Source organism: Geminicoccus harenae, assembly GCF_019800005.1.
In the GTDB taxonomy this organism is placed as follows: Bacteria; Pseudomonadota; Alphaproteobacteria; order Geminicoccales; family Geminicoccaceae; genus Geminicoccus; species Geminicoccus harenae.
Map to the genome: position 1 here is coordinate 1 of NZ_JABGCL010000271.1, position 527 is coordinate 527.

1 protein-coding gene is annotated in these 527 nt (G+C 65.7%); it reads right to left on the bottom strand.

The window, feature by feature from the left end:
- Window positions 1-160: 160 nt before the first annotated feature.
- The gene (pqqA, locus tag HLA95_RS27850; RefSeq protein ID WP_222185232.1) at window positions 161-262 is read right to left on the bottom strand and encodes a pyrroloquinoline quinone precursor peptide PqqA; all 102 of its coding nucleotides are present in this window, start codon (window positions 260-262) and stop codon (window positions 161-163) included.
- Window positions 263-527: the final 265 nt, after the last annotated feature.

Sequence of the window (527 nt, forward strand, 5' to 3'; positions counted from 1 at the left end):
GACCGGGTTGGAGCAGTAGGGACAGCGCAGCGGGCAGCGATGGGTCAGCTCGGCCAAGAGGCCCACCGGCGACGCCAAGGGCTCCGGCGCGCTCACGGGTCGAGTCGCATGGCGGATGCGTGAAGATGCCACGCCGGCCCCTGGCCGGCGTGGTCATGGCTCAGTCGATGCTGTCGTCCGGCAGGTCGATCTCGGCCGATTCGTAGCTCGTGACCTCGAGACCGACCCGAAGCTCGATCAGGACCGGGGTTTCCCAATTCATCAGGCACTCCCTTTTGCATGTCGGCGGACATTCTTCACGAAGATCGCAGCTATTGCCGATGATTACCGGCAGGTCGAATCCTCGTGGAGTCAGCCATCGGTGAATGCTACCCCGTCGGGCATGGTTCCGCAATCGCCGGGGTTCGGCGATGATCGGCCGTGCCGGGACCCCAGGACCAGGCCGGCGCCATGCCAAAGGAAGGAACGCGACGATGAAGGTACAGGCCGCGGTGGCGTTTGCGGCGGGCGAGCCGTTGCGGATCGAG

Coding starts and splice junctions, on each gene's coding strand:
- pqqA (WP_222185232.1), bottom strand. CDS start 262: ATGAATTGGGAAACCCCGGTCCTGATCGAGCTTCGGGTCGGTCTCGAG.